This window comes from Chitinophaga sp. ARDCPP14 (assembly GCF_051362515.1).
Taxonomy (GTDB): domain Bacteria; phylum Bacteroidota; class Bacteroidia; order Chitinophagales; family Chitinophagaceae; genus Chitinophaga.
In genome coordinates, this window is the sequence record NZ_JBKIXB010000006.1 from 335599 (window position 1) to 362280 (window position 26682).

Annotated in this window: 28 protein-coding genes; 22 read left to right on the plus strand and 6 right to left on the minus strand. The window is 46.0% G+C overall.

What is annotated here, in order from left to right; translation table 11 throughout:
- Nucleotides 1-17 precede the first annotated feature (17 nt).
- Genes ACLHR0_RS18740 through ACLHR0_RS18780 form a run of 9 tightly spaced genes read left to right on the plus strand, consistent with a single transcriptional unit; the run spans nucleotide 18 to nucleotide 10452 of the window.
- Complete coding sequence (locus ACLHR0_RS18740) at nucleotides 18-1592, plus strand: SusD/RagB family nutrient-binding outer membrane lipoprotein (RefSeq protein ID WP_436488619.1); 1575 nt, start codon at nucleotides 18-20, stop codon at nucleotides 1590-1592.
- Nucleotides 1593-1624: 32 nt separating this feature from the next.
- The gene (locus ACLHR0_RS18745; RefSeq protein ID WP_436488621.1) at nucleotides 1625-2965 is read left to right on the plus strand and encodes a glycoside hydrolase family 18 protein; all 1341 of its coding nucleotides are present in this window, start codon (nucleotides 1625-1627) and stop codon (nucleotides 2963-2965) included.
- A gap of 30 nt (nucleotides 2966-2995) precedes the next feature.
- Complete coding sequence (locus ACLHR0_RS18750) at nucleotides 2996-4525, plus strand: beta-N-acetylhexosaminidase (RefSeq protein ID WP_436488623.1); 1530 nt, start codon at nucleotides 2996-2998, stop codon at nucleotides 4523-4525.
- Between the two features lie 5 nt (nucleotides 4526-4530).
- Nucleotides 4531-5853 (plus strand): sugar MFS transporter, encoded by a 1323-nt coding sequence (locus tag ACLHR0_RS18755; protein ID WP_436488625.1) that lies wholly within the window; start codon nucleotides 4531-4533, stop codon nucleotides 5851-5853.
- Entirely contained in the window at nucleotides 5850-7064 is a 1215-nt protein-coding gene (nagA, locus tag ACLHR0_RS18760) for an N-acetylglucosamine-6-phosphate deacetylase (protein ID WP_436488627.1), read from the plus strand. Before ACLHR0_RS18755 ends, nagA begins: the two co-directional genes overlap by 4 nt.
- Nucleotides 7065-7070: 6 nt before the next feature.
- Nucleotides 7071-7841 carry a glucosamine-6-phosphate deaminase gene (locus ACLHR0_RS18765; protein WP_436488629.1) on the plus strand — a complete coding sequence of 257 codons (771 nt, stop codon included), beginning with the start codon at nucleotides 7071-7073 and terminating at the stop codon, nucleotides 7839-7841.
- 2 nt (nucleotides 7842-7843) lie between these two features.
- A complete protein-coding gene (locus tag ACLHR0_RS18770; RefSeq protein ID WP_429046415.1) occupies nucleotides 7844-8485 on the plus strand; it encodes a carbohydrate-binding family 9-like protein in 642 nt (213 codons plus the stop codon).
- 29 nt (nucleotides 8486-8514) lie between these two features.
- Nucleotides 8515-9321, plus strand: coding sequence for a glycoside hydrolase family 16 protein (locus ACLHR0_RS18775; protein ID WP_436488631.1), 807 nt, complete (start codon nucleotides 8515-8517; stop codon nucleotides 9319-9321).
- Between the two features lie 6 nt (nucleotides 9322-9327).
- A complete protein-coding gene (locus ACLHR0_RS18780) occupies nucleotides 9328-10452 on the plus strand; it encodes an acyltransferase family protein (RefSeq protein WP_436488633.1) in 1125 nt (374 codons plus the stop codon).
- Between the two features lie 11 nt (nucleotides 10453-10463).
- Here the strand turns inward: ACLHR0_RS18780 and ACLHR0_RS18785 are convergent, their stop codons facing one another.
- Nucleotides 10464-11384: a DUF2268 domain-containing putative Zn-dependent protease gene (locus ACLHR0_RS18785; protein ID WP_436488635.1), complete on the minus strand. Its 921-nt coding sequence runs from the start codon at nucleotides 11382-11384 to the stop codon at nucleotides 10464-10466.
- A 122-nt stretch (nucleotides 11385-11506) separates the two neighbouring features.
- Here ACLHR0_RS18785 and ACLHR0_RS18790 point away from each other — a divergent pair, with 122 nt between their 5' ends.
- From ACLHR0_RS18790 to ACLHR0_RS18810, 5 genes are all read left to right on the plus strand, one after another.
- Nucleotides 11507-13477, plus strand: a complete 1971-nt coding sequence (locus tag ACLHR0_RS18790; protein WP_436488637.1) for a DUF1963 domain-containing protein — start codon at nucleotides 11507-11509, stop codon at nucleotides 13475-13477.
- Between the two features lie 52 nt (nucleotides 13478-13529).
- Nucleotides 13530-13793 carry a hypothetical protein gene (locus ACLHR0_RS18795; RefSeq protein ID WP_429046422.1) on the plus strand — a complete coding sequence of 88 codons (264 nt, stop codon included), beginning with the start codon at nucleotides 13530-13532 and terminating at the stop codon, nucleotides 13791-13793.
- A 23-nt stretch (nucleotides 13794-13816) separates the two neighbouring features.
- Nucleotides 13817-14257: a YqgE/AlgH family protein gene (locus ACLHR0_RS18800; protein ID WP_436488638.1), complete on the plus strand. Its 441-nt coding sequence runs from the start codon at nucleotides 13817-13819 to the stop codon at nucleotides 14255-14257.
- A gap of 78 nt (nucleotides 14258-14335) precedes the next feature.
- Nucleotides 14336-14641: an HP0495 family protein gene (locus ACLHR0_RS18805; RefSeq protein ID WP_429046424.1), complete on the plus strand. Its 306-nt coding sequence runs from the start codon at nucleotides 14336-14338 to the stop codon at nucleotides 14639-14641.
- 124 nt (nucleotides 14642-14765) lie between these two features.
- Nucleotides 14766-15437: a YceI family protein gene (locus ACLHR0_RS18810; RefSeq protein WP_436488640.1), complete on the plus strand. Its 672-nt coding sequence runs from the start codon at nucleotides 14766-14768 to the stop codon at nucleotides 15435-15437.
- A 79-nt stretch (nucleotides 15438-15516) separates the two neighbouring features.
- On the opposite strand, the gene ACLHR0_RS18815 is transcribed toward ACLHR0_RS18810, so the two are convergent.
- Entirely contained in the window at nucleotides 15517-16374 is an 858-nt protein-coding gene (locus ACLHR0_RS18815) for a class I SAM-dependent methyltransferase (protein WP_436488642.1), read from the minus strand.
- 79 nt (nucleotides 16375-16453) lie between these two features.
- A complete protein-coding gene (locus ACLHR0_RS18820) occupies nucleotides 16454-17248 on the minus strand; it encodes an AraC family transcriptional regulator (RefSeq protein ID WP_436488644.1) in 795 nt (264 codons plus the stop codon).
- A 206-nt stretch (nucleotides 17249-17454) separates the two neighbouring features.
- On the opposite strand from ACLHR0_RS18820, the gene ACLHR0_RS18825 reads away from it, so the two are divergent.
- The 6 genes from ACLHR0_RS18825 to ACLHR0_RS18850 all read left to right on the plus strand — a co-directional run bounded on the left by ACLHR0_RS18825 (nucleotide 17455) and on the right by ACLHR0_RS18850 (nucleotide 21955).
- The gene (locus ACLHR0_RS18825) at nucleotides 17455-19083 is read left to right on the plus strand and encodes an ArnT family glycosyltransferase (RefSeq protein ID WP_429046431.1); all 1629 of its coding nucleotides are present in this window, start codon (nucleotides 17455-17457) and stop codon (nucleotides 19081-19083) included.
- 103 nt (nucleotides 19084-19186) lie between these two features.
- Nucleotides 19187-19510, plus strand: coding sequence for an ArsR/SmtB family transcription factor (locus tag ACLHR0_RS18830; protein WP_370911757.1), 324 nt, complete (start codon nucleotides 19187-19189; stop codon nucleotides 19508-19510).
- A gap of 7 nt (nucleotides 19511-19517) precedes the next feature.
- Nucleotides 19518-19985 (plus strand): SRPBCC family protein, encoded by a 468-nt coding sequence (locus ACLHR0_RS18835; protein WP_370911758.1) that lies wholly within the window; start codon nucleotides 19518-19520, stop codon nucleotides 19983-19985.
- A 6-nt stretch (nucleotides 19986-19991) separates the two neighbouring features.
- Entirely contained in the window at nucleotides 19992-20372 is a 381-nt protein-coding gene (locus ACLHR0_RS18840) for a DoxX family protein (protein ID WP_436488647.1), read from the plus strand.
- A gap of 11 nt (nucleotides 20373-20383) precedes the next feature.
- On the plus strand, nucleotides 20384-20962 hold the full coding sequence (locus ACLHR0_RS18845; protein WP_436488649.1) for a YdeI/OmpD-associated family protein: 579 nt from the start codon (nucleotides 20384-20386) through the stop codon (nucleotides 20960-20962).
- Between the two features lie 96 nt (nucleotides 20963-21058).
- The gene (locus tag ACLHR0_RS18850) at nucleotides 21059-21955 is read left to right on the plus strand and encodes a hypothetical protein (protein ID WP_436488651.1); all 897 of its coding nucleotides are present in this window, start codon (nucleotides 21059-21061) and stop codon (nucleotides 21953-21955) included.
- A gap of 92 nt (nucleotides 21956-22047) precedes the next feature.
- Here the strand turns inward: ACLHR0_RS18850 and ACLHR0_RS18855 are convergent, their stop codons facing one another.
- From ACLHR0_RS18855 to ACLHR0_RS18865, 3 genes are all read right to left on the minus strand, one after another.
- A complete protein-coding gene (locus tag ACLHR0_RS18855) occupies nucleotides 22048-22512 on the minus strand; it encodes a hypothetical protein (RefSeq protein ID WP_436488653.1) in 465 nt (154 codons plus the stop codon).
- Between the two features lie 104 nt (nucleotides 22513-22616).
- Nucleotides 22617-23747, minus strand: coding sequence for a M12 family metallopeptidase (locus ACLHR0_RS18860; protein WP_429046439.1), 1131 nt, complete (start codon nucleotides 23745-23747; stop codon nucleotides 22617-22619).
- A 362-nt stretch (nucleotides 23748-24109) separates the two neighbouring features.
- Nucleotides 24110-24550 carry a LytR/AlgR family response regulator transcription factor gene (locus ACLHR0_RS18865; RefSeq protein WP_436488655.1) on the minus strand — a complete coding sequence of 147 codons (441 nt, stop codon included), beginning with the start codon at nucleotides 24548-24550 and terminating at the stop codon, nucleotides 24110-24112.
- 244 nt (nucleotides 24551-24794) lie between these two features.
- On the opposite strand from ACLHR0_RS18865, the gene ACLHR0_RS18870 reads away from it, so the two are divergent.
- Nucleotides 24795-25703: a helix-turn-helix domain-containing protein gene (locus ACLHR0_RS18870; RefSeq protein WP_436488657.1), complete on the plus strand. Its 909-nt coding sequence runs from the start codon at nucleotides 24795-24797 to the stop codon at nucleotides 25701-25703.
- A 75-nt stretch (nucleotides 25704-25778) separates the two neighbouring features.
- The gene (locus ACLHR0_RS18875) at nucleotides 25779-26675 is read left to right on the plus strand and encodes an alpha/beta hydrolase (RefSeq protein WP_436488659.1); all 897 of its coding nucleotides are present in this window, start codon (nucleotides 25779-25781) and stop codon (nucleotides 26673-26675) included.
- The last annotated feature ends 7 nt before the right edge of the window (nucleotides 26676-26682 follow it).

Consider the following 26682-nt stretch of genomic DNA (forward strand, 5'->3'; position numbering starts at 1 on the left):
CTAAAAGCAATCATTCAATGAGATATATACTACTGGCGCTGTTGCTGCTGATATCCGCCTGCAGCAAGTTCGGTGATCTGAATACCGATCCCACCAAGTCCAGCAAAATAAACCCCGAGAACCAGCTGATCTTTGCGCAATTGTGGTTCTCCGGAGACCTTTCCACGCAGGAACGTACCAACAGCATTGTGCTGATGCCGATGATGCAACAGCTGGGAGCCGCTTATTATGCAAGGGTGGGAGGCATGTATATCAAAGACATTACGCGGATGTGGGTAATGTGGGAAAACAGTTATCAGAATGATGTGGTGAATATAGTAGATGCCGTGGAACGCACCAACGGGGTAGCATCAAAAACTAATCTGAATGCGATCTGCCGGATCATGAAAGTATATACTTTCGCCAGGTTAACAGATCTCTATGGAGATATCCCCTATTCCCAGGCAGGCAGCGCATTTTACACCCAGGTGAAACGCCCGGTGTATGATCTGCAGCAGGACATTTATAATAATTTTCTTGAAGAACTGAAAGCGGCATCTGCACAACTGGATCCGGCTAAGGACAAAGTATCCAATGAAATTTTTTACAAGGGGGATATTGTTGCCTGGAAGAAATTTGCCAATTCGCTGCGGATCAGGCTGGCCCTGCGCCTGGTGAAGCGTGATGCCGAAAAGGCAAAGAAAGAAGTGCAGGAAGCCTTTAATGCCGATGGCGGCGTGATGATGAGCAACGCTGATAACTGCATGACGAAGCACATGGATATCCAGAATAATTATTCAGACCTGCGGGGTAATTCTGTGTCAGCCGCCATCAATCAGCAGAGTGCCATGCCGAAGCTGGTGACGACTTTCCTGGATCAGCTGAAAAATACCAACGACCCGCGGGTGAATTACATTCCGCGTTGTTACAAGCAGAACGTGCCGCTGAAGCCCTTTGAAAGGGAAGATATTACCGCGCAGGTAAAAGCCAGTGTGCTGGGGCTGGTGGGATCGAAGCCCGGGAAATATGTGTATGACGACTGGGTAGGTCCGGTTACCGTAAAACTCGCCAATGGCGCCAATTATAACGCAGTGAACGGTGATTTGAAATGTGAGATGAATACTTGTTTTATGCGCAATAACGCTCCCTTCCTGCATTTGACCTATGCAGAAGTGGAGTTGTTATTGGCAGATGCGTCCGTGCGCCTGGGGCTCACACTGGGAGCGGATGCGGCTACGCATTATCAGAAGGGGGTAGAGGCAGCCATGAAACAGCTGAGCCTTTACCCCGGCGGGCCGGTGATCCCCGATGCGGAAATAGCGGATTTCTTAACGAATAACCCGCTGCAGCCGGGCACGGAATTGAAGCAGATCAATAACCAGTTGTGGATCGCTTTGATGCTGAACGGGCCAGAACTGTTTGCCAACTGGCGCAGGACCGGCTATCCCGAACTGGTAGCTACTCCCAACAATGAATCCACCTCCCTGACGATACCGCGGCGGTTTCAGTATCCGTTATCAGAAAAAGAGCAGAACACCGTGAATGTGCAGGCTGCCATTGAGCGGATAAACGAAGATGACTGGCTGAAGAGAGTATGGTGGGACAAAGAATAAACATCCAAACACAGGAATAAAAATATTAACTGATGAAACGATCCATTTATTTATTGCTGGCGGTTTGCTGCTATTGTATAGCAGGATGTAAAAAAGAAGAAGCGGATGAACAGTCCGATGGACGGCCATTTACACCGCGCGTATTCAATGAAGCGGCCCTGTTCCCGGAAAGCCGCGATAGTGTGAGGGTGTTGATGATGGGAGAGCAACTGCCCTTCACCGGCATGCAATTTTCTCCCGGCGGCAAAGTGGCTATTTCCTGGAAGGTGAATGATAAAGAAGTGTCCACTGCCGATACCTTTGCCTTCAAGGCCACCACCGGCGGTGCTTTCCGTATAAAGCTCGATGTGTCTTATGAAGGCATGACCACCAGCCGGTACCGCGACGTTTTTGTAGTGCCGGACACCTATCAGAAAAAGGCGGCTGCCGGCGTTGTGCTGGCCTACCTGAATGATACGGCCGGTTATAAGTATATCGACTGGAACACGATCACGCACCTGGCTTATAAAGTAGCCACTCTATCGGCTGCAGGCGTGATGGATATCTCAAAAGGGGAGCCTTACCGGAAAGCCGAAGAGCTGACAGGCAGGGCGCATCTCAACGGCGTGCCGGTGCTGCTGAGTGTAAGCGGCGCATTGTCGGGCGACGGATGGAGCGTAAGCCAGAGTAATAATTTTGGCGCCGTGATCACCGATGCGGCAAAAAGAGCGGCACTGGTGAAGGCCATTGCAAGTTATATTGCCGCAAAGAAAATGGATGGCGTAGATATTATGATGACCGACATCAACGCTTCTTCCGCTATTATTAATGCCAACATTGCGGCAACGGGTTTGTTATTGAATGAGCTGCGGGCAGCACTGGGTGCAGGCGCTATTATTTCAGTAACGGTGCCTACCAATCAATACCACGACCGTTACCCGGATCTCTCCGCCGCCACCTGGCTGAATGTGCATGCCTTTGAAGATGGCGTGCATGTAGGGCCGGGTAAAATTCCGGGCCAGCCTTCAGGATATGATTATTTTGTGACGGGGGCGTTGCTGTGGAAAGCGAAATACCCTGCTTCAAAACTGGTAATCGGCATACCGGCGTTCGGGCTGAGGTATAACCAGCTCGATGCAAACGGGAATAACCTGGGCTGGTCGTCGTACAACTATATTCCTTATAAAGATATCCTGGCAGCAGTGCCCTCAGCATCAGACAAGGAGTACGCGGATATCTCCAAAGGGGTGTATTTTAATGGCCTGCCATTGGTAACGCAGAAAGCCACTTACCTGAAACAGAACGGCTTCCTGGGCGCTTATATCTGGACAGGCGATTATGACGTACAAGGCGCGAATTCTTTAACAGGTGCTGTATTCAACTTACTGAAATGAACACACGTAAATAATAAAAACCAGTAGTATATGATGGCAAAGCGGGTATTAACAGCAGTGTTTATATTGGTCATGTATCTTTCGGTGAATGGCCAGGCGGATACTTTCCGTGTGAAAGGTTTTCATCTCGACCTGCGCATACAGGTGATGAAAATGCCGGCGTTGAAAGCATTTGCACGGCAGCTGAGCGGGCATGGCATCAACACGCTGGTGATGGAGTGGGAGGCCACTTATCCTTATCAGCAACACGCTGTTATTTCCAACCGCTACGCCTATACGCGAACGGAGATTGTTGATTTTGTAAAGTATTGTAACGGGTTGGGGATAGATGTGATTCCCCTCCAGCAAAGCTTTGGGCATGTTGAATATATTCTACGGCACTGGCGCTACCGGGAGCTCCGGGAAGACCAGAAAGATTACTCCCAGGTAAATCCTACCAAAGAAGCGGCGTGCAAAACCCTTTTTAGCGAATTGTATAAGGATCTTATCTCCACACATACCTCCCGGTATATTCATATTGGTGGGGATGAAACTTACCTGCTTGGTCACTCAGAAGCGTCGAAACAAAAAGTGGCGAAAGTGGGCAAAGGGCGTTTGTATGGCGATTACATCAAAATGCTGTGCGAGGTAGTGGTGAGCCTGGGCAAAATACCGGTCGTATGGGCAGATATTGCGTTGAAATACCCGGATGCATTACAGGGGTTGCCGAAGCAAACTGTTTTTATTGACTGGAACTATGGCTGGGCCCTCAATCGTTTTGGCGATCATGAAAAGCTTATGCACAGCGGGTTTGAAATATGGGGTTCCCCGGCTATCCGGAGTGGGCCGGATAATTATTTCCTGACCGACTGGGAGAAGCATTTTAATAATATCCGTGACTTTATCCCGCAGGCGCGGAAGTTAGGTTACCGTGGTATGGTCATGACTTCCTGGTCCACCTCCGGGTTGTATTCCCCGGTGTTTGAATCGGGCAGCGATATCACAGATCTCTATGCGATCCGCCGGGTGTATCCCATTGCGGGGTTTGATATGCTGATAGCCGCGTATTTTGAAAGTTTGCGTACCACCCGCCCGCTGGAAGTAACGAAATTCATTACCCGGTATTGCAAAGATACCTATGGCTTTAATGAAACGCAGGCCCTTGCCTGCTGGAACGCGCTGAAGAAAGCGCCTTATGAGGTGTCGCAGGGCGCGGTGGTAAAGCCGGGTGTTTCGCTCGCCGCTTTGCTGGACAGTGCGCGGGAAACAGCCAGGGTTTTATATTCCCTTCAACCGTCTGCTAATAAAGCCAGCTTTGGTCATTTCCTGTTAATGAGTGATATCAGGATCTATTACCTGTCTTGTTTAATGATAGAAGCAAAAATGAATAGTGTGAATTATACCCGGGATCAGGCGGCCGGTTTGCTGCAACAGCTGGATGCACTGAAGCCGGAGGAGCTGAACAAACGCTTTTCGCTGATGAATGAGGAAATAATGTTTCCGGCGGAAATTGAAACAGAGAACACGTTGCGTAATGAAAGATGGAATCAGTTAAGAAATAAGCTGGAGGCCAACAAATGACACATATGAATATACAGGGCGTATTGTACAAACGGAGGGAAGACACGATATCTATTGTGATCATCGGGTTGATGTTTTTTATTTTTGGGATGGTCACCTGGATCAATGCTATCCTGATCCCTTATTTTAAGATAGGCTGTGAGCTGAATAATTTTCAATCCTACCTGGTAGCTTTTGCTTTTTATATTGCCTACCTGGTGATGTCGTTGCCGGCCGGTTACCTGCTGAAGAAAACCGGCTTCCGCAAGGGGATGATGATTGGTTTCTGGATCATGGCTTCCGGTACACTGCTTTTTGTACCCGCAGGTTTTACGAGGGCTTATCCTGTTTTCCTGGCGGGACTTTTTACAATTGGTCTGGGGCTGGCCGTTTTGCAAACTGCCGCCAACCCGTACATCACTATACTGGGCGATAAAGAGCGCGCCGCGCAGCGGTTCAGCATCATGGGCATATGCAACAAAGCTGCGGGGATACTGGCGCCGCTTTTATTTGCGGTGGCCATCATCCGGCCTGGTGATCAAACGCTTTTCAAGGCGCTCCCCGCGATGCAGGGACCGGAAAAAGAATTGATACTGGACCAGCTGATCCAACGGGTGATTGTTCCTTATGCAGTGGTATCTGTTGTTTTATTTTTGTTGGGATTATTGATAAGATTTTCTCCTTTACCGGAAATTGATACTGATACCGGGCATGGCGACACGGCTGCTTTACATGAAAACCGGAAAAGTGTATTGGAATTTCCGCACCTGGTTTTGGGAGCAGTGGCCATTTTTTTTCATGTAGGTTCGCAGGTGATTGCGGTAGACAGTATCATTAACTACGCCTCCGGTATGGGGATGCCATTCCTTGAAGCAAAGGTATTTCCGTCGTATACTTTAGCGGCTACCATCACCGGTTATATACTGGGTATATTATTGATACCGCGGTTTCTTTCGCAGCTGGTGGCGTTACGTATCTGCACTGTATTGGGACTGTTGTTCAGCTGTATGATTCCTTTTATACAGGGAAACGTAACGCTGCTGGGACACCACACGGATATTTCTGTATGGTGCATTGTGCTGCTGGGATTTGCCAATTCCATGATATGGGCGGGAATATGGCCGCTGGCACTCGACAGCCTGGGGAGTTTTATAAAAACGGGCGCCTCCTTACTGGTAATGGGGTTATGCGGCAATGCCATTTTGCCGCTGCTGTATGGATACTGGGCCGATAGGTATGGTTTGCGGTTGGCTTACCTGGTGTTGTTGCCCTGCTATAGCTACCTGATCTTTTACGCATTTTATGCATTTGGCTTGAGAAGCTGGAACCGGAAAACTATTAATAAATGATAAACTATCTGAAGATATATAACGGAACGGTGCTTACACCGCAACGCACTATTCCCGGTGGTTGCGTGATTATCGCTGATGGCGTTATTGCTGAGGTAAGCGATCAGCAGATAGACGTGCCCGGCGCCATAGAGATAGATGCCCGCGGGCAATACATTGCGCCTGGCTTTATAGACATGCATGTGCATGGCGGCGGCGGCCACGACTTTATGGATAATACCATCGAAGCCTTCCATCAGATTGCCATTACGCATGCGCGCTTTGGCACCACCGCCATGATGCCCACTACGCTGAGTTGCGGCAAGCAGGATTTGCTGGATACGCTGGCTATTTACGAACAGGCGGATAAGGGGAATGATAAAGGCGCGGCCTTCGTTGGCCTGCATATCGAAGGACCTTATTTTTCCATGCAGCAGAGAGGAGCGCAGGATCCGCGCTATATCCGTAACCCGGACCCGGCTGAATACATGGAAATACTTTCCCGTTCCCCGGCCATCAAAAGATGGAGCGCCGCTCCTGAGTTGCCTGGAGCGCCCGAGTTTGGAAGATACTTAACCAGCAGGAATATCCTGGCGGCACTGGCGCATACCGATGCTATTTATGAAGAAGTGGTAAAAGGCTATGAAGCGGGCTTTACACATGCCACGCATTTTTATTCCTGTATGTCCGGCGTGTCCCGGCGCAACGCATACCGCTATGCGGGGGTGATAGAAAGCGCTTATTTGATTGATGGCATGACCGTAGAGATTATTGCCGATGGCGTTCATTTGCCCGCACCGTTGCTGAAACTGGTGTATAAAATTAAAGGGCCCGAACACACGGCGTTGATCACCGATGCCATGCGCGCAGCGGCTATGCCGGAAGGCCCCTCGGTGTTGGGCAGCCTTAAAGATGGGTTGAACGTGCTGGTGGAAGATGGCGTGGCCAAGCTGCCCGATCGCAGCGCTTTTGCCGGAAGCGTGGCTACCGCCGACCGGTTAGTACGGAACATGGTGGAACTGGCCACCATTCCCCTGCGGGATGCCGTAAGGATGATGAGTGAAACACCTGCATCTATTCTCCGCATACAGGACCGGAAAGGAACCCTGGAAAAAGGGAAGGACGCGGATGTTGTCATCTTCGACGACAAGATAAATATTCACACCACTATCGTGAACGGGAAAATAGTGTACACGTCGAAAGAAATTTCTCCGGGTATCTTATCTAAATAAAAAAACATGATAAAGGAATTTAAAGCGGGAAAATTAACCGTGAGGATTTATCCCAACCGGCAGGAAATGGGCAGGGCAGCTGCGGAGATGGCGGCGGTTACCCTCCGGCATTTATTGGAAAATAAAAAAGAAGTGAATATCATTTTTGCGGCAGCCCCTTCCCAGAACGAGTTCCTGGAAGCGCTGCAGCAGGAGAAAAGCATTGAATGGAACCGCGTAAATGCTTTTCATATGGATGAATATATTGGCCTGCCGGCAGATGCGCCACAGGGATTTGGCAACTTCCTGAAGCACCGGATCTTTGATGCGTTGCCCTTTCATTCCGTTCATTATATCGATGGCAGCGGAACAGCAGCTGCCTGTGAGCAATATGCCGGCCTGCTGCAAACACATGCAGCAGATATCGTATGCATGGGCATAGGGGAGAATGGCCACCTTGCCTTCAATGATCCGCCGGTGGCCGATTTTGAAGATCCGCTGCCAGTGAAAACAGTAGCGCTGGATGAAGTGTGCAGACAGCAACAGGTGAATGATGGTTGTTTCGCCACATTGGAAGAAGTACCCACGCATGCCGTTACCTTGACCATTCCCACGTTGCTGGCGGCGCCCCATATCTTTTGCGTGGTGCCCGGTTCCCGGAAAGCAGCGGCGGTATACGATACTGTTCACCGGGACATACAGCAGCAATATCCTGCTACCATCCTGCGCACCCATCCAGGTGTGGTGCTTTTCCTGGATGCTGACAGCGGTGCGCAGCTAAGCCATCAAAAGGTATAAGGATGCGGAAACTGGAGGTACCCTTTATTCCGTTGTATGGCAGGCCGGCACCGGCGGAAGTGAGCCGGTTGCTGGACAGGCTGCAGGTGATCCCGATCAGCTGTAACCCCTGGCCGCAGTATGCGCATGCGGTAACCGCAGCGTTTTCCATTGCGCATAGCGAAGAGGCTATTTTGCTCAAGTATTATGTAAAAGAGAGCCATTTGCTGGCAGCGGCTTCCACTAACGGGGATATTCATAAAGACAGCTGCGTGGAATTTTTTGTTGCCTGCGACGATGGCGGCAATTATTATAACCTGGAGTTTAACTGTATAGGCTGGTGTAAAGCAGGATTTGGATCCAGCCGTGAAAACAGGGCTCCGCTGCCCGTTACGGCTACAGACCTGATCACCACGGCTACCCATATCACATCGGCAGTGGAGCATGGGAGGAGATCATTTGTTTGGGAACTGACGGTGATTATACCTGCAGTAGTATTCAGCTATCACAATATCACTACCCTAACCGCCATGAAGGTGAAAGGCAATTTTTACAAATGCGGGGATGAAATGCCGGCGCCGCATTTTTTAACCTGGAATGACGTAAAAGCCGCTATGCCGGATTTCCACCGGCGGGAAGATTTTGCGGATATCTGTTTTCTCTGATATTCATTAACCTATAAAAAGTACAAAATATGAAAAGCACTTTTGCATGGCTGCTGGCAGCCATCCCTGTTTGTTTTGCAAATTGTACCTCCTCCAAGCTGGATGGGCCGGTTCAAACAAAAACAAGTATTCAGAACAGCAAAGCCAATACGGTGGCCGTGAACGCGCTGAACCAAACCACTATCCAGTTTTCGGGTTATACCTGGATCGTAAAGGAACCGGCTGGTCAGCAGGGACCACATAATAACTACTGGAGTGGTGATAACGTTTGGGTAGACAGCAACGGACGGCTACACCTGGTGCTCAAAAAACACAATGATACCGGCCGGTGGGAGTGTGCAGAGGTAAGAAGCACACAGCTGTTTGGATATGGCACTTACCAATGGAAGATTGAAGGAGCCGTAAATGCACTGGATAAGAATATTGTATTGGGCCTTTTCAACTATTCCGGCAACAGCCGTTTTGATGAAATGGATATCGAGTTTTCACGATGGGGATATCCCAATGCGCCGATATTAAACTATACCGTTTGGCCGGCTACCGGCGATACGGGTATCAGCAATGTAACCTATGCAAAGGATTTTGTGATGAGCGGCACCTATACCACGCACCGTTTCCGGCGGGATGCCACCTCCATTCATTTTCAGAGTTTGCACGGCTTTCAGAATGGAAACGTGAACCAGTTTGAAACAAAAACGTGGACTGCACCCACTTCTATCAGCACGCTGCAAATGCCGGTACACATGAACCTCTGGCTTTTTAAAGCGGTGCCGCCTTCTAATGGCAAAGCAGTGGAAATCATTATACACGAATTCAAATTTACCCCTTTATCTTAGTGGCGTATGAAATCTGTACCGGAAAGATACCCTGCGTTGGATGTGCTGAGAGGCATGACCGTTGCTTTCATGATAGTGGTGAATACACCCGGCAGCTGGAATGCGATCTATGCACCTTTTAAACACTCCGACTGGCACGGATTTACGGTTACCGACCTGGTGTTTCCGTCGTTCCTGTTTGTGGTGGGAAACGCTCTTAGCTTCAGTATGAGGAAGATGAAAAGTCTTTCTCATACTGCATTTATGGGTAAGGTATTCAAACGTACAGCGATCATTTTTGTGATTGGGATATTACTCGGCGTTTTTCCTTTTGTGCAGGTGGAAGAGGGACATTATCTGTGGAAGGACCTGGCTGATACCCGGATCTGGGGCGTTTTACAACGTATCGCGGTTTGTTACTGTATCGCAGCTTTTATGATCCGTTACAGCAGCCACCGCATGCTTGTTGTTATGAGCGTGCTGATATTATTGTTGTATTGGTATGTGTTGTATTATTTTGGGACGCAACCAGGACCTTACAGCCTCGAAGGAAATGCTGTTGGTAGATTGGACGCGCTTTATTTGTCTCCCCGGAACATGTACCGGCATTATGGATTTCCATTTGATCCGCTGGGGTTATTGAGTACGTTCCCGGCTGTTATTAATGTGGTGGCAGGTTTTCTTACGGGTAGTTTTATCCAGGAGAACGGGAAGCGCATAAGCGGTATCGTGAAGTTGCTGTTGGCCGGGATATTGCTGGTGGTAGCCGGCGCGTTATGGGACAGGTGGTTGCCGATTAACAAGCCGCTGTGGACCAGCTCCTATGTTGTGTATGCCACTGGCTTTGATTTGCTGATCCTCGCCGCATTGATCATCATCATTGATGTATGGTCGTTCCGGAAATGGACTTATTTCTTTGAAGTGTTTGGTAAAAATCCCTTGTTCATTTACATCGTTGCCTGGGTGGTGATTGTATTGCTGGGAATGATACGCATAAACGGGGGATCCGTGAGAGGTATTATTTACAGGGGTGCTTTTACCAGTTGGCTATCTGACAAAAATGCTTCCCTGTTGTTTGCTGTTTTTTATATGCTGCTGATGTGGCTTGTTGGATATGTGATGGACCGGCGGAAGATATATGTTAAGGTGTAAGGATGGTTATCTTATTTAAGATATTCCTTCAGATACCCGCTGCGGGTTAAAAAAGCTTTATAGTCTTTGATGTCAAGAATTTCCCTGACAGCCTCTTTTTTATCAGCTGCCTTCACAAAATATTGCTGTGTAATCTTATAGCCCATCCAATAACCGAGATCATTCGGGTGGTTGTCTTTCCCGGAAACTCCATATAGCCAGTCGATATAGTTGGTACTATCGATTCTTGTAACAAATTCCCTGCATAACTTTTCCTCGTTTTTATTCCCGTAGTCTATCGCAATTTTATTGGTGGTTGCCCCGGATATCAGTTCTCCTAAAAAATCGGCGCTGCCTTCGATAATACTTTGCTGCAATAAAGTGGGATTTTCCATCCAGTTCTTTTGCTGAAAATGAATCAGCTCATGCGCTACGATAAATGGAATGTTGCTGACATCAGTTTGCTTTTCAGCGCCGATGAACAAACCCTGCTCATTGAAGGTTCCTCCTGAATTATATGCACCGATCACAAAATAAACAGGTGGATACTGCGCGGGAGGATACCAGTATTTTAAAGCGTAGAACGCGCTGCGGCATTGTTTTTCTTTCTCCTTCATTTGCAAGGTGGTGGCCCTTACTTTTTCATAGTCGCTGCGGCGTTTCCTCACTACCAGGAATAAATTTTCGGCGCTTTTAATCCTGCCTGGTGTAAACCCCTTTACGCCGGCGCTGCCAATGTCGAGATAGGCGCTGCCAAACGGGTTAACGGTCGTGTCTTTTTTAAAGAGGTCAAAAGCTTTCCAGAAAACATCAATGTCTTTTGTGAGAAAAACAGCGCTGTCGGGGTTATTTGAAAAAGCTGTTTGTGAATAAGTAACCGTGCATGTAAATACAACTATTAATAATGTCAGGCAATATTTAAACATAGCAACATTGGTTGAAAATGGCTTCATAATGTTGCAAAGTAATTTTTTTGACGCAAAATTCTTTTTTTAACCCGCTTTTCGTATAATTATGCCATGTGCCGGTAACCCGGTTAACCCAAATTCGGAAACCATGTCAAAAGAACGGGCTTATGGAAATTCATGCTTTTGTACCGCCAGCGGATGGTAAAAACCACTTTCAGATAGGAGATTTTAATTTTGAGATAGATGAAGCACAATCGGGACAGGGTTTCGATTACTCAGGGGCTTTACTCATCACAGTGGTTGCCAGGACCGGTGATGTAGAAAGGGCTGTGGCGGCGGAATTACTGGACGACTACGAGCCTACGGGCGAGGTGAAAATTACGATTCCCGCATTGGGAATCTATAAAAGCGATGCACCGGAAGGCATGCTGCATTTTACGGAAGACAAACACGAGGCGCCTTATCTTTCTATTAACCGGGAAAGGTTTCATTATACGTTAAAATTTTCAGGGGATGTTATTTTTAAAGATGGTTGGGTAGCGCTGCTGGGGCAGTTGAAACCTTCGTGGAGTGATCAACCCGTGTTTGCGGTGACTGTTTACCGGAAGATAGATACCGCACAGTTAAACTGGGAAGAGTACTGTTTCACTTCCGTGGCAGAAGCAGCAGGCGCTCCCGTGGAACTGGTGAAAAAACTGGTGCTCACCAACCCTGCATTCGACCGGCTGCCGAATGAATTTTATCGCCTGAAAGCATTGCGGAATGTGGAAATCATGGCCAAATGGCCGGTGAAAAAAATCCCCCTGGAATGGCTGGATGATAAGTTGCTTCATCTCCGTGAACTGGAGCACCTGGTGATTGTTGATTCAAACCTGTGCCGTATCCCTGAGTATATGAACCAGCTTACGAAGTTGAAGCATTGTTCGTTTGCAGGTGGAAATTTATCGCGTGTACCCGCTCACCTGATGGATATGCCGCGGCTGGAATATCTTAACCTCAACGGCAACCAGCTCAGCGAAATAGCCGTATTCGAATTGCCGGAGCTGAAATACCTGCACCTGGCGAAGAACCAATTAAAAACCCTGCCCGAAAATCTATTGGCGTTGCCAAAAATTATAAAGATCAACGCTGCCAATAACCCGTTTTCATTCCTGCCGGCAGCTTTTTCAGATTTTGCCGGACTGGAACTGGATATAAAAAGTAAGCAGCAGTTGCTGGATAATACTTACAAAGATGCAGATGACAACGGACCGGTGAACTGGAACGATGAAAGTTTCTTTGCGCAGTATGATGAAGCATTAATTAAACCGGTGGATGAGATCCTGCAGAAAGAGGGGTTATTACAACAGCGCGAAGCGTTACGTGCGCTGGTAAAAAAGACCATCAGTTTTAAATATTCCGGCGAAGAAGATTACGCTGCCATTGGCAACCACCGGTTTGGCGGCATGCCTGATTTGCCCGCGGATGTTGATTACCCTGTGTACTACGATGATTACCGCAAGGAGCATTATAAGTATGAATTCATCGCCCAGGTTAATTGTGAAGCGCTGGCGCTGTTGCAGGAATATTTACCGGAAAAGGGAATGCTTTTCTTTTTCCTGGAAACCATGCACAACCTCGGCGCCCGGGACGGGCACCTGCCTTGTAAGGTATTGTATGTGGCCGATAATTCCACCCTGCAATCCGGTAAGCGGTTTTCCTTCGGGGAGCAGGATTTTTATGAATTAACAGATGGGCAATACGCCCCATATAAAGCCGATGCTACGGTTAAAAATTCGGTACCGGGTTTTTATTCCTGGCATGTTAATCAGTATCTTTTCCGGGGTGTATCGAAGTCGTTGTTGCAGGATGAGGCGCTGCTCAGCAATTTGTATGATATCTTTGAAGAGCTGGTTAATCGCCTGCTGGAAAGCGATCATGAAATGAATAACTATGGTTTTACGCAGCATCATTCCCCTGAGTTGCAGGCGGCGCTGGCCTGCAAAGGAAACCCCGAGGACTGGACCATTCTGCTTACCGTAAAATCGCGCGGGGATTTTAGTTGGGGAGATGCCGGCGACCTGTTTTTTGTTATACATAAAAGCGACCTGGCGCGGAAAGATTTCCGCAGGGTGTATGTAACTATGGAGAGCAGCTAAAGAAAGAATTGGCATGTTTGACATTCGGCATATCTAACAAAAGTATATTGTTATGAAAAGAAAACTGGTTTTGTTCTGGCAGCGTTACGGCCCTCCTATAGAAGTTGCGGGGCTTATACTTTTAATTATCGGGAGTACGTATATGAAAAACTCCGTTACCTTTAAAAGCTTCGCGATCGCTTTCTGGATTGTGTGCCTGGTGCTTTATGTAATAGGGGAACCAACGTACCGGACAACCCGGTTCTGGCTGTTTCTTATACTTGGCTTAATTTTGGCCACCAGCCAGGTATTGCAGTTGATCGGCACATTTAATTAATTATTGGGGGAGATTTATAAATTATGAATGCAGGAATGTTTATCGCCAGCACATCGCTTTTGGAGGATACCTTTTTTGAAAAGGCCGTCCTGTTCATTACGGAATATAATGAGAACGGGGCGATGGGATTTGTGGTGAACCAGGAGTATCCCCGTAAGTTTAACGAGTTGGAGGAGTTCAGGTATAGTCCCCCGTTTCCGTTGTATGATGGCGGTCCGGTAGACCGGGAGCATCTTTACTTTATACACCGTTGTCCTGAGCTGATAGAAGAAGGTATACAGGTAGTGGATAACATCTATATGGGCGGGGATTTTAAGGCAGCGGTGATGCATATGAATAATGGAACGATATCTGAGCAGGACATCCGGATATTCATCGGGTATTGCGGCTGGAATGCGCAGGAACTCGAAGGAGAGATAGCAGAAGGCAGTTGGGAGATACTGAAAGAAGGGAAGATGTTTTAGTGGTGGACAGGGGGATTTTTAAAAAAGAAGTTATTTTGCACGTTGATTTTGCAAAGTAAATTGATAAATAGTATTAATATGTCTACAGGTGAAAATGTAAATGCCAGCTTAGGCGGAGATCCGTATGAAAATTTTCGTTCATTGTTGCAGCAATCAATTGTATTCCCCAGTGAGTATACTTTTAAGTTTATCATTAAGGCGGACGAGGACAAGATAGCGGAGCTGAAGTCGATGTTTGCGGATGTAAGTGCAAAAATTACAGAGACCAATTCTTCCGGCGGGAAGTATAAATCCTTTACCGTGCAGGTGCCTGTTCAGAATGAGGAAGAAGTGATTTCGTATTATAAGGAGGTGTCAAAGATTGATTCGGTGATTATGCTGTAGGAGCTTTATCATGCAAAAAGTTATACAGGGATTGTTATAATATTGACATTTTTCGATATGTTGCATCATGATTAAGGCCGATTGCCTATATTCGGGAACTTATATATAATTCTAATTTAAATTTATGAAGCAAACAGTACCTGCCTTTGCCCTGCTGCTTACACTTGCAGCATGTGGTGGTGCTTCGACTGATCAGGCGAAGACCGAAGAAAAGAAAGAAGCAGCTGTGACCGGTGGCGCAGCTTATACCATTGACACTGCCACTACCACTGTACAGTGGCGTGCTACTCACAAAGGTGGCTTTGCGCCCCGCTTTGGTACCATCAAAGTAGCGGATGGCAGTCTTAACGTTGAAAACGGCGCTGTTACCGGCGGTAGTTTTGATGTAAACCTGACTACATTGGTTGCAGACCCGGCTTCTGTTACTGAACCGGACAAAAAAGCATCCGACCTGGAAGGGCACCTGAAAAGCCCCGACTTCTTCGATGTGGCGAAGTATCCTTCCGCCAAATTCGTTATCACGTCTGTAGCTCCTTTCGACAGCACCAAGCAGAAAAGTCTGCTTCCTGGCGCTACCAATCTTATCAGCGGTAACCTGACCCTGAAAGACAGCACCCTGAACATCACTTTCCCTGCGCAAATCGTTGTTGCTGAAAGCGGCGTTACTGCTAATGCAAAGTTCGTGATCGACAGGTCTTCATGGGGTATTAACTACAAAACAGAAGGTAGCCCGGAAAACTGGATGATCAGCAAAGATGTTGAAATTGGTTTCAGCCTGAAGGCAGCAAAGAAATAATTTCTTTACCGGCTAAGGTCCTGATAACTTAATATCAAATGAAGCAGCCTGGCACATGATCGTGCCAGGCTGTTTTATTTCAGGTAGTCGCTACCAAAAATTCTTCTCCGCTTGACGGGTGGAAATTATCTGTTCTGCCGGTAAAGTAACGTTTGTCAAGATCGTCTACCGATATTATCTCCAACGTTTTAAAACCGGCTTCACGTGCCAGCGTTCGCATTTCCTCCGGTGTAAAAAAACTGATGAAAGGAGTACCGGCCGCCTGGGCGCCTTTCTCTGCTATTTGTTGCAGGGGTTTATCTTCTTCCTTAAGAAGGTCAAATGGCAGGTAAAACGTCATGGCAATCCGGGAGCCGGGTGCAAGGGTGGCAAGCTGGCGCAGGGTAGCAACGATCGCGTCCCTGGTAAGATAAAGGCTAACACCGGTGCAAGCCACCACTGCGGGTTGGCTGGTATCAAAGCCTGCATTTATCAATTGCTCCCACCAGGAGGAGGTTTCAAAATCAACTCCAACAAAATGCAGCCACTCCGGCATACCAAAGCCAAGTTCAGTTAACCGTTGTTGTTTCCAGGATTGGGTATCAGGCTGGTCAATTTCAAATACCTGTAATTGGGATGCAATGTCCGGCCTGCGTTGTGCAAAAGTATCGAGTCCCGCACCCAGTATCACATACTGCTGAATACCCTGTTCCTGCTGTGCTATCACCAGGTCTTCAATGAAGCGGGCGCGGGCCACCATGGATGCCCGGAGGCGTTTGGTAAAATCCGGGCTCATGTCCGGCCGTTGCTGCCATCCATTATCGGGCGCTATTAGTTGAAGCCCGGTTTCATCTTCAATAATATGAGGCATCGGATCGATCTGAACGTGCAGGGCTCTCCATAAAGCTGTGCGTACCGCTGTATTGTCTGGTGCTGCCTTTCTTTTATCCTGTTCCATGTGTGATGGTTTGGGTGATTAATGTGACAAAATTAGCTGCTATGCCCCGGGTAAAATTGTAAAAAACCGACAGGCCCTTTTATGATTCCCATTCGGGAAATCCAGGCATCCGCTCAATGGATTTGCGCAGGTAAATGCCCGGACTCACGCCGGCGAAAAGTTTGAAATCGCGGATAAAATGGGATTGGTCGAAGTAGCCAAGCGAATGTGCAATGCCTGTGAGTGAACAAAGATTGCCTTTCCGCAAAAGCGCTACCGAAGCCTGGAAGCGGCAGATACGGGCATAAAAAATTGGTGTAATGCCGATGTGGGTAAGAAAGAGACGTTCCAGCGAACGTTCTGATAAACTGAGGTCATGTAATACATGCGACAGCCTTTTCCCCTGTTGCAGTGCTGTTACGGCATAATCTACTTTTTTATTGCTGTTTTCGTAAAGGTGTGCCTGTTTTTCCAGGAAGTTAAAAAGACAAGCAGCCTGTTGTTGTGCAGAACTGCAATTAAGCAGTTGTTCGCTTAAAGCTGTTTTTGTAAGGTGACTGATGCAGGTATTTTGGTCGGTCAGTTCATTAGCATTCAAACCAAACACCGATTTAAGTGCTGCGGGGTGAAAGTTTATACCAACCGTGCGAAAACTACCACCGCCATGCAATTGGCCATATTTCCTTGCCTGCCCGAAAACAAACAATTGTGGCAGCCGTTCACCTTCGAAACCGGTAAACACTGCGGGGTTCTCCTGGAAAATAAGCCCCGGAGCACCATTGCACATGGCCGTGAAAGTTTTTTGTGATACATCGTCAGTTTGGTGCTCCAGGGTCCAGAAACATTGAACATAATTTTTCAGCGACGGAGGGGGAGCAATTACCTGGTAATTCATTTTTTATTTTCTAACACGCAGATACCGAAGATAACCCATTTCCCGGTTTCGGGAAGTCGGTGGGCTATTGTTAAATTTATATTTAAATGGCTGAGCATGATATATATGCAACAACAGACCTCTGATACATATACTTAAACAACATATTTATCTGTTATGGAAAATAAGCCTAATTTATATGAGGTTCAGGTATCTAAAGCTGTCAGATGATTATCAGATCAAGTAAACCAGCTCTTTGGAAAGGAGCTTTAATTCCGTTGGCATATTTTATATTGACTTTCTTTATTGCGCAACATCATACTTTGTTCGAGGAGTGGGATGGCGCCATGCAATACCTGGCTGGTGTGGACTTATTTGAGGGAAAAGGATATCGGGGCGTGAGCTCACATTTCTGGCCTCCTCTTTTTACGCTATTAACAGGCTTGTTCACCTGGATTTTTCAGGATGGTTTTGCGGCGGCGAAATTTATATCTGTGCTTTCCTCGTCTGTGCTGCTCCTGGTTATTTACCGTTTTGTGATGAAGTTTACCGGCAGCCAGGTGCCTGCCTTTTTAGCGCAATTACTTGTTGCCGCTAATCCCACCTATTTTCTTTACAGTATCCAGGCGCAAAACGTCATGCTGGATACCATGTTTTATGTAAGCGCTATTTGCTTTTTTTTCCAAGCACTGCAGTCAGCTTCTTATAAATATCTTTTTATAACAGGAATTATGGCCGGATTAGCGGGGCTGACACGGTATACCAGTTACGCCTTGCTGCCCTCCTTTATAATACTGCTATTTTTCTATTACCGGCCACGGGCCGCCTCTTCAAATGTGTTCACCTTGTTCGTGGGGTTTGCAATAGTTTCCCTGCCCTGGTGGATCATTAATACGCTTAACAGCGGCGGTCCTTTTAATAGCTGGCATTATCTGAACGTTGGTTATGGCTTGTCGTACCAGTCAGCTCCGGTTAATCCGAAATGGTGGTGGCATGACCAGGCATCCTACAATTCTGTCTGGCAAATTATGCGGCAATCACCATTAGATTATGGGAAACATTTTTTATATAATGTAATGGAGGTTTTCTCCACGCTCACTATAAAAACACTGTTATCGTTTATTGGGTGTATTATTTTATTTTTTGTACAGTTTTTATCTACCCGGAAATGCAGGTCCTTTTTGGCGGATAATAAATTTTTCCTGGTGATTGCAACCTGCTTAATAATGTATACAGGTTTGATTTCACAGGCGTTTATCATAGACCGTTTGCTTTTAAGCTGGTTTGCCATAACCGGTATGGCTATAGCTGTGTTGTTGTATACAATAGGCATGTCTGATCCGGGGTGGATAAAATTAAAACCGCTTGTTGCCGGCGCACTGCTCTTCTTTTTATTGATAAACGTAATAGTGACTATCAGGAAAATGGATATTTACCTGGATGACAAAAACGATAGCGGACAGCTGGCGGATATGGAAAAAATAACACAGCTTTTAAAAGCGCAGGATCCTGATTTATCCCAAAAAACGATCATGGCCATACATCCGGCCAGCGCATATTACCTCGGATGCCGGTTTGTGATGATACCACTCTATTACGACAGCAATAATATCAATGATTGGATCGCATACGGCCATCTTGCTCCCAAGGTCATTAACTATGTTCCCCGCTTTCCGGGAGACCTGGATATCACAAAATCCCCTGTGAATTACCTTATTTTTAACCGGCTTAGCAGCACATATCTTCCCCAGTTTTCCTTTTTGCTGGATGAACATACAGATAAGATTCCTGCTAATTTCGAACGCCTGTTACTGACAAAGGACGTGGCGCTTTACAGGATCACGGGGATCAGGTAATCATCTTCAAATCAATGATTCGTTAAGACAGCCAACCGCCGGTGAAAAATAAATTTGTGTAGTTAAATAACTACATGTACATTTGTAGTCAAATAGCTACATAATGAATTTACGACGAGATGTATTTCAAGCCATAGCGGACCCGACGAGACGGGCTATATTGCTGTTGGTAGCTTCACAGGGCATGACAGCAGGGGCAATAGCCGCTAACTTTGACACCGCCAGACCAACAGTTTCCAAACACCTGCAAATACTTACGGAGTGCGAACTACTGGAACAGAAACAAAACGGCAGGGAAATTTATTACCACATCAACGCAAAAAAAATGAAAGCAGTAGCAGACTTTATTGAACCATTCCGCCAAATGTGGGATGACAGATTTAATAAATTAGAATCCATCATGAAAAAGTACAAACCAAAAAAATAGCAGCCTTATGGAACGAAAAACAAAAATCAATGCCGAAGACGGCAAACAGGAATTAGTGATAACGAGGGAATTTGATTTGCCGGTGGAATTACTTTTTACGGCATACACAGAACCCGAAATTGTGGAGCAATGGATGGGAACCAAAGTGCTGAAACTTGAAAACAGGAAGCACGGCGGCTGGCAGTTTGAAACCAGCGATGCTAAAGGCAACGTGGTATTTAAAGCCAATGGAACCGTTCATGAGTTTATTCCGAACCAGAAAATTACCCGGACTTTTGAAATGGAGAATGCACCTTTTGCCGCCCAGCTCGAGTTCCTGGAATTTGAACCACTTACAGCCGATACCAGCAAACTCAATATGCATATTGTATATAAATCAGTTGAACTCAGGGACCAGATGATGCAAATGGGTTTTGCTCCCGGCCTGAATATGGCACATAACCGGTTACAAAGCATCGTAGGCAAATTAAAATAACACATCATGTCAAAGAGAAATAAAATTATTTATTGGATTGCTACGCTCTGGCTTGCATTAGGAATGGTATCAACCGGATTAGTACAGTTATTCAAAGAACCGGATGAAACAGATTTTACGGCGCATCTGGGCTATCCCACTTATTTTCTGACCATACTGGGCATTTGGAAATTGTTGGGAGCCATAGCAGTACTGATTCCTAAATTTCCTTTGGTAAAGGAATGGGCGTATGCGGGCTTTTTCTTTGTCATGTCGGGAGCCGCACTTTCACATATGGCAACTGGTACCATGAACAATATTTTTCCTTCGTTGTTATTGCTGGCGTTGACAATTACATCCTGGTACTTCAGGCCTGCAGACAGGAAAACTATTTCAGTTAATCAATAAAACAAGAAAACATGAATCCCAAGGTTGATTTCTATTTTAGTAAAGCTGACAAGTGGAAGAAAGAAATAGAGAAATTGAGAACGATTGTTCTCGACTGTCACCTGAATGAAGAATTGAAATGGGGGTGTCCCTGTTACATGTTTGAAAAGAGTAACATCGTTTTAATACATGTTTTTAAAGAGTACTGTGCGCTTTTGTTTTTTAAAGGAGCCCTGTTAAAGGACCCTAAAGGAATCCTGATCCAGCAAACTGAAAATGTGCAGGCGGCGCGCCAGGTCCGCTTTACCAGTCTCCAGGAAATAGTGAAGCTGGCGCCTACCCTGAAAGCATATATTTATGAGGCGGTTGAACTGGAAGAAGCAGGTGCGAAAGTGGAGCTTAAAAAGACGAAAGAATACGCCATCCCCGAAGAATTTCAGCAGCAGTTAGATAAAAAGCCGGCCTTGAAAAAAGCTTTTTATGAATTAACACCGGGGCGGCAAAGAGGCTACCTGCTTTATTTTTCTGCTCCCAAACAATCTAAAACCCGGGAATCGAGAGTGGAGAAATATATGTCGCAGATTCTCGACGGGAAGGGATTGGATGATTAAGGGATTTCATCTGATGTTATTGCATTATTCTGAAGAAGCATGTATCTTTAGCTGGTATGAAAACACTATTTGCATCTGTTATATAATCCCAATAACATGACCAGCTTAAAACCCTTATGGTCGGGTGTTACTATCTGTATGATGGCGCTGCTGAGTCAATTTCCGGCAAATGCGCAATTCCGTCAGTTTTCGGTATCCGGTGGCGGTGCATTTAATACGAATGATTTCGACTGGTCGATTGCAGGTAATCCGCAGGGACAATCTCCCAACGTTTTATCAGAATTGCACTTTAATGGTATCACGTCCCTGGGCTTTTACCTGGATGGCGCCTATCGCCCGTTGAAATGCCTCCGGTTCAACACATACTATCAAAGAAATGGTGTAGTCAGCGGCAGTGGTGTGGATACCGACTATAAGGGTGATAACCGCACAGATCCTACCTTTCAGCAGTCTTTTTCCAGCAACAGGGGCTACCTGGAGATATTCAGGGCAGGCGCCATGGCTACATTTCTGCAACGTGCCAATTTCAGTTTGGGAGCTGGGGTATCCTATAAAAATACCCGGCAAAACTTTGTTATACTTAGTCCTGAATTAACGGACCTGCAGAGTACTTATACAGCAAAGTGGCGTGGACCCGAGTGTTCTCTGGAAGGTAATTACAAGATCAACCGCTCTTTATCAGTGGGCGCTGATATCGCTTATACCTGGATCAGTTACCGGGGAGAGGCGAACTGGAACCTGATCGATCTGTTCATGCATCCGTTAAGCTTTGCGCAAACGTCGAAGGGACATGGTATGGACTATGGTTTGAATATCAGATATGCCGTTAACAGCTTTCTCGCCTTTTCACTTAACGGCATGCTGGGGAATGCGAGGATTTCGGAAGGAACTGATATCTCTTATTTGAGTAACGGCACGCAGATTTCCACACAGTTTAATGGCTCCGCGAATAATTATTACGGCGCCAGGTTGGGCGCTATCATTCAGTTCTGATGGATTGCCTGTTTGATGAACCAGGCACAAATAAATAAGGCCAGTTTTAATAACCGGCATTTATAAATATCCTGAACAATACAGGGAACGTCCTATTTTTCCAACCGGTATTTTATTGTAATCGCTGGTGACACAGCTGTGTTGATTACGACTAATGAAGTATCCGGTGAATAGGTAACTTTTCCTTTCAGATCTGTTCTTTGCCGGCCATCTCCATCCAGGAAATAGATGCTGTCTGCAGTCAGCTTGAGTGCAAATACCGAATCTTTCTGGATAGTATATACAAAATCCGCTTTGATATTTGTCCGGAGACCATAGGCCGCGAAACTGGTGCTTTGCAATGTGTTTTCTTTTGCCAGCCAGGAAAATATGTTGCCGTTCCCGATCTTTGTCCAGCTTCCTTCCTGCTGCGTCTTGATAGAGTCTTCCCGCCAATCGAATTTAGCGCCATAGGTAAAAGGATCTATCTGTAAATCACCATCGTTATCATCCTTCCCGCAGGATTGTAATAACAGCAGCGCTACAATTGGGCACAAAAAAATGAAAAAGGATTTCATCTGTGGATATTTTATCTATTTTGAAAAGTAAATTACATTTTTATCTTTTAAAACCAGGAAGAAGCCTGTCATTTTTTAACAGGCTTCTTCCTGGTGCGCTTACATTAAGGGCAGGTAAATTTTCCTAAATCATTGTTCAGTGTACAACAATTAGGAGGGTATGGATTGCCGTTGTTCAAAGCCGCCTGCAGGTCAAGTCTTTCACTCGGCGTCATGATGGTGTTATCTGACTTATACACTGTTGGCGCCAATTCAGCATACACATCTGATCTTGCTATATACGGAATGTAGAAATAATTTATCCAGGATCTGTCGCTGTTGGAAAGAAAACTGCCCTGGTAAATATAACTGCCATCTGTTTTAGTGTACATTGGTAAACTGGTGTTATGCACAATGGATGTACTGCTTGTCAGCGAGCTGTATCCCATTACAGAAGTGTAATCGTATGTACCTGTCTGATAGTAATTGGTGGAGGGGATATTAAATTGCGCCAGCCCGGAAGAGGTAAGGTTAGACGTATTAACGGTAACAAACGAATTCCTGTCGAGGCGCGTATGCTCATGTCTTAAACCCAGCGCATGGCAGATTTCATGGATGATCACACTGTTGTCCCATGAATCAAAGGCGAAATCAGCGAGGTTGATGCGTTGTACTCCGCCTGTTCTTCCGAGATTTGATTCGCTGACATCAGCACCATCTGTGGACCAGAATTCGATGTTGGGGTAAGTAAATCCATAAGTGGGGTCAACCAGCGGCTCACAGGTAGCGTTGTAGAACCTTACATTGGTATTGGATTCCATTTCAAGCAGTGCTGAACGGACTTTCTGTTTCTCCGCCAGGGTTAAATTTGACCCGTATATAATCCTCACCATGGCCCATAAATTATAGGCAGTAGGGTATATACTGAATGCTCTGGGGATGGTGCGGCCCTGGGCGGTGTTTTGAAAGGGCACATTATACACCGGGTGCGCATTTTTTTCGGCGCCTACATAGTCTGGTTTCTTGGGCAGTAGCTGGCCATAGAGATCCAGGTTTTTGTATTGTTCCTTAGTGAGACGGATATCTCCTTCCCAAAAATAATCAGCTCCTTTTTTTTCGACCATCGCACCGGATTTTAAAGTGATCGGGCCATCTTTCTGGTTATCTGATTGATTGGATTGGTTATCCTTGCTACAGGACAGGAAAAACAATACGGCTAACAACGGGAATGCTTTCAAATAGTGGTTACGTTTCATGGGTAATGTTTATTGGTTGAAGGAATACTTTGGGTTACATATTATCAGACTATAGCAAAAATGAGAATAGGTTAAACAAATGTGATACCTGAGGGTAAGCATCACGATTATAATACTATCTAAAATAAAGAATAATTTTAATTCGCCGGGAATTTATTTTTCAAATTTTTAATTCGTAGTCCTGATAATGTGGGGGGATGCCCGGGGCATTTTTATATATTTCTGATAATCAGTTATTTTTTTTGTTATAATTTTTCAAGTGCCCGGTTTGAATAATTGTAATATTGACAGTACTAATTTATCAAGCGGGTAAATTTATACCGGTGCGGCAAATTCCCTGGGAGATGTTTACCATTTATCTGTTAGCCCGATCTATTTCTTATACCTGAACTTTTTGAGCAGCTCTTTTTTTTTCGCCGCGATACTGTTACATACAGACCATTTTCCAGTTCTATCTGCCCGCCTTCTCCCCGGATATAGCGTTTGATGTACTGCAGATTGATAATATGCGAGTGATGGGTGCGGAAGAATAAATCTGTTGGCAATAGTTCTTCAAAATCTTTCAGGGTACGGCTGGCCACCAGGGCAGGGTGATTGGAAAAACTGATAGCCGTGTAGTTGCTCTTCGCTTTAAGACATATAATATCGGCAATATTGAAACAAAGCAATCCTTCTATCGTGGGGATAGCGATTTTGCCTTGCCGGGCGCCGGTGTCCAGGTTTTGTTGCAGTACCTGGAGCTTTTCTTCTGTCGTCACTCCTTCGCTTTTGAGCTTGAAGGGGGGAGGCATTATTGATGGCATCGTACAGGGCTTTACCGGAAAGTCCGCCGGGATCGGGGGGAGCCTCTTCACCGACCTGTGTACCATTAAAATTCCGGTATAAGCGGGAATGGCAGAAGCCCCGTTTAGCAGATGGAGGAAGTGGGTGAGCCGGCGGGGAGTTAAAGGGGCTGGACTAACTCCTGCCAGATGGGTTCCTGCCTGGTTAAAAGCGGGATAACAAAACAAATTTGACCGGTTTATAGAATTAATTTAATATTAGTGTATGTATCTTACCAGTGTGCCCGATCATACGGAGCCAGGATTTGATGAGGCATTGTATTTCAGCAAATTCCAAAAGCATAACATTATTATTAATGCGGAGAGCAATGGGAGTCATTGTGACGATCATGCCGGGTGTCTTTCTATCAAAACAATACTCAGTGGCGAGGAATGGTATGGGATTGATCGTCACAAGCTGGTGGTAAGGCCCGGCCAGTTCCTGGTTTTAAACGATGATCAGCGTTATTCGTGTCGTACCAGCCGGGGCGAAAAAGTGAGAGGGTTGTCGGTGTTTTTTAAAAAGGAATTTGCGTCGGCTGTGTTTAGTGATATGCTTAACAGCGAAGGAGCGCTGTTGGATAATTCTTCTTATAATAACAGTACAATACCTGAATTTTTCCAGACCCTTAATAATATCTCCCCTGATTTACAGGCGCGGTTATCCCGGCTTGTAACCACTATTGAAAGCAGGGGATATGATGCAACTATGGTAGATGAATACCTGGTTTTTCTGTTGCGGCACCTGATTGGGGTTTACAAATCTGACGTGGTTCGCGGAGCTGGTATCCAGGCGGTTAAGGCAACTACCAGGATTGAAATTTACAAACGGCTATGCATAGCCAGGGATATCCTGCATTCTTCTTATACCGAACATCTTGATCTGTCAAAGATAAGTAGCCTGGCCTGCTTATCCATGCCTCAACTAATCAGGCAGTTCAAAGCGGCTTTTCATTGTACGCCGTATCAATACCTCATACGCATCAGGCTCAGGCATGCTGCTCAATTGTTGCAAGACACGGATAAGCCTGTGCAGGAAATTACCTGGATATGCGGTTTTGAAAATACGAGTGCTTTTTGCCGGGCTTTCAAATCTGTTTATGGCATCCAACCGGTGCTCTTCAGGAAAAAATAAAATTGAGCATTTTTGCACATCATATCTTGCAGCGTAGGCGTAATATTGAGTATCCATGCATTTTATGTTTACAAAATGAAGAGAATTATATCAGTATTTGCTTTTTTGTCATTTTTACAGTTGGCGCATGCGCAGGAAACAATGATACCGCTGTATAAAAAAAATATTCCGAATTCCAGGAGCATACCCCCGGATTATATAGAAGAAACGGATACTTCAGGTTTGATAAGAAAAGTAACACAACCTGCCCTGATACCTTTTTTTCCGAAGAAGGGAACTGCAACCGGCACGGCTATACTTATTTTTCCCGGAGGCGGTTATTTTGTTTTGGCGCCAGCCACCTGTTATGAAATGGCCAGGGCGCTCAATGAAGCAGGTATCACCGCTTTTGTAGTAAAATACCGTTTGCCGCATGATACCATCATGATTGATAAAACAATTGGTCCGTTACAGGATGCCCAGGCTGCCATTCAGCTGGTACGCAAAAGAGCTGCAGAGTGGGGCATCAATCCCCACAAAGTAGGCGCAATGGGCCTTTCAGCAGGTGGTCACCTGGTATCAACAGCGGGTACGCAGTTGAACAGGGTAGTGATTGAAAATAGAGAGCAGATCAATCTCCGGGCAGATTTTATGGCGCTATTGTATCCTGTAACGATCTATGATCCTGCTATTCCCAGAACCCGCGAAAACCTGATTGGTAAAAATCCATCTGCTGCATTGCTGGATCTTTATAGTACCGATAAACAGGTCACGGAAAATACGCCACCGACTTTTTTGGTGCATGCGGCTGATGACGATGTGATACCGGTTAAAAATACCCTCCTGTTTTTTAACGCTTTACTGAAAGCGAATGTAAAGGCGGAAATGCATATCCTGCAATCTGGTGGTCATGGTTTTGGTTTAACAGATCTTCACAGCAAGGATAACTGGTTTAATTTATTTAAAAGCTGGCTGGCAGAAAATGGATTTTAGTGGGTCA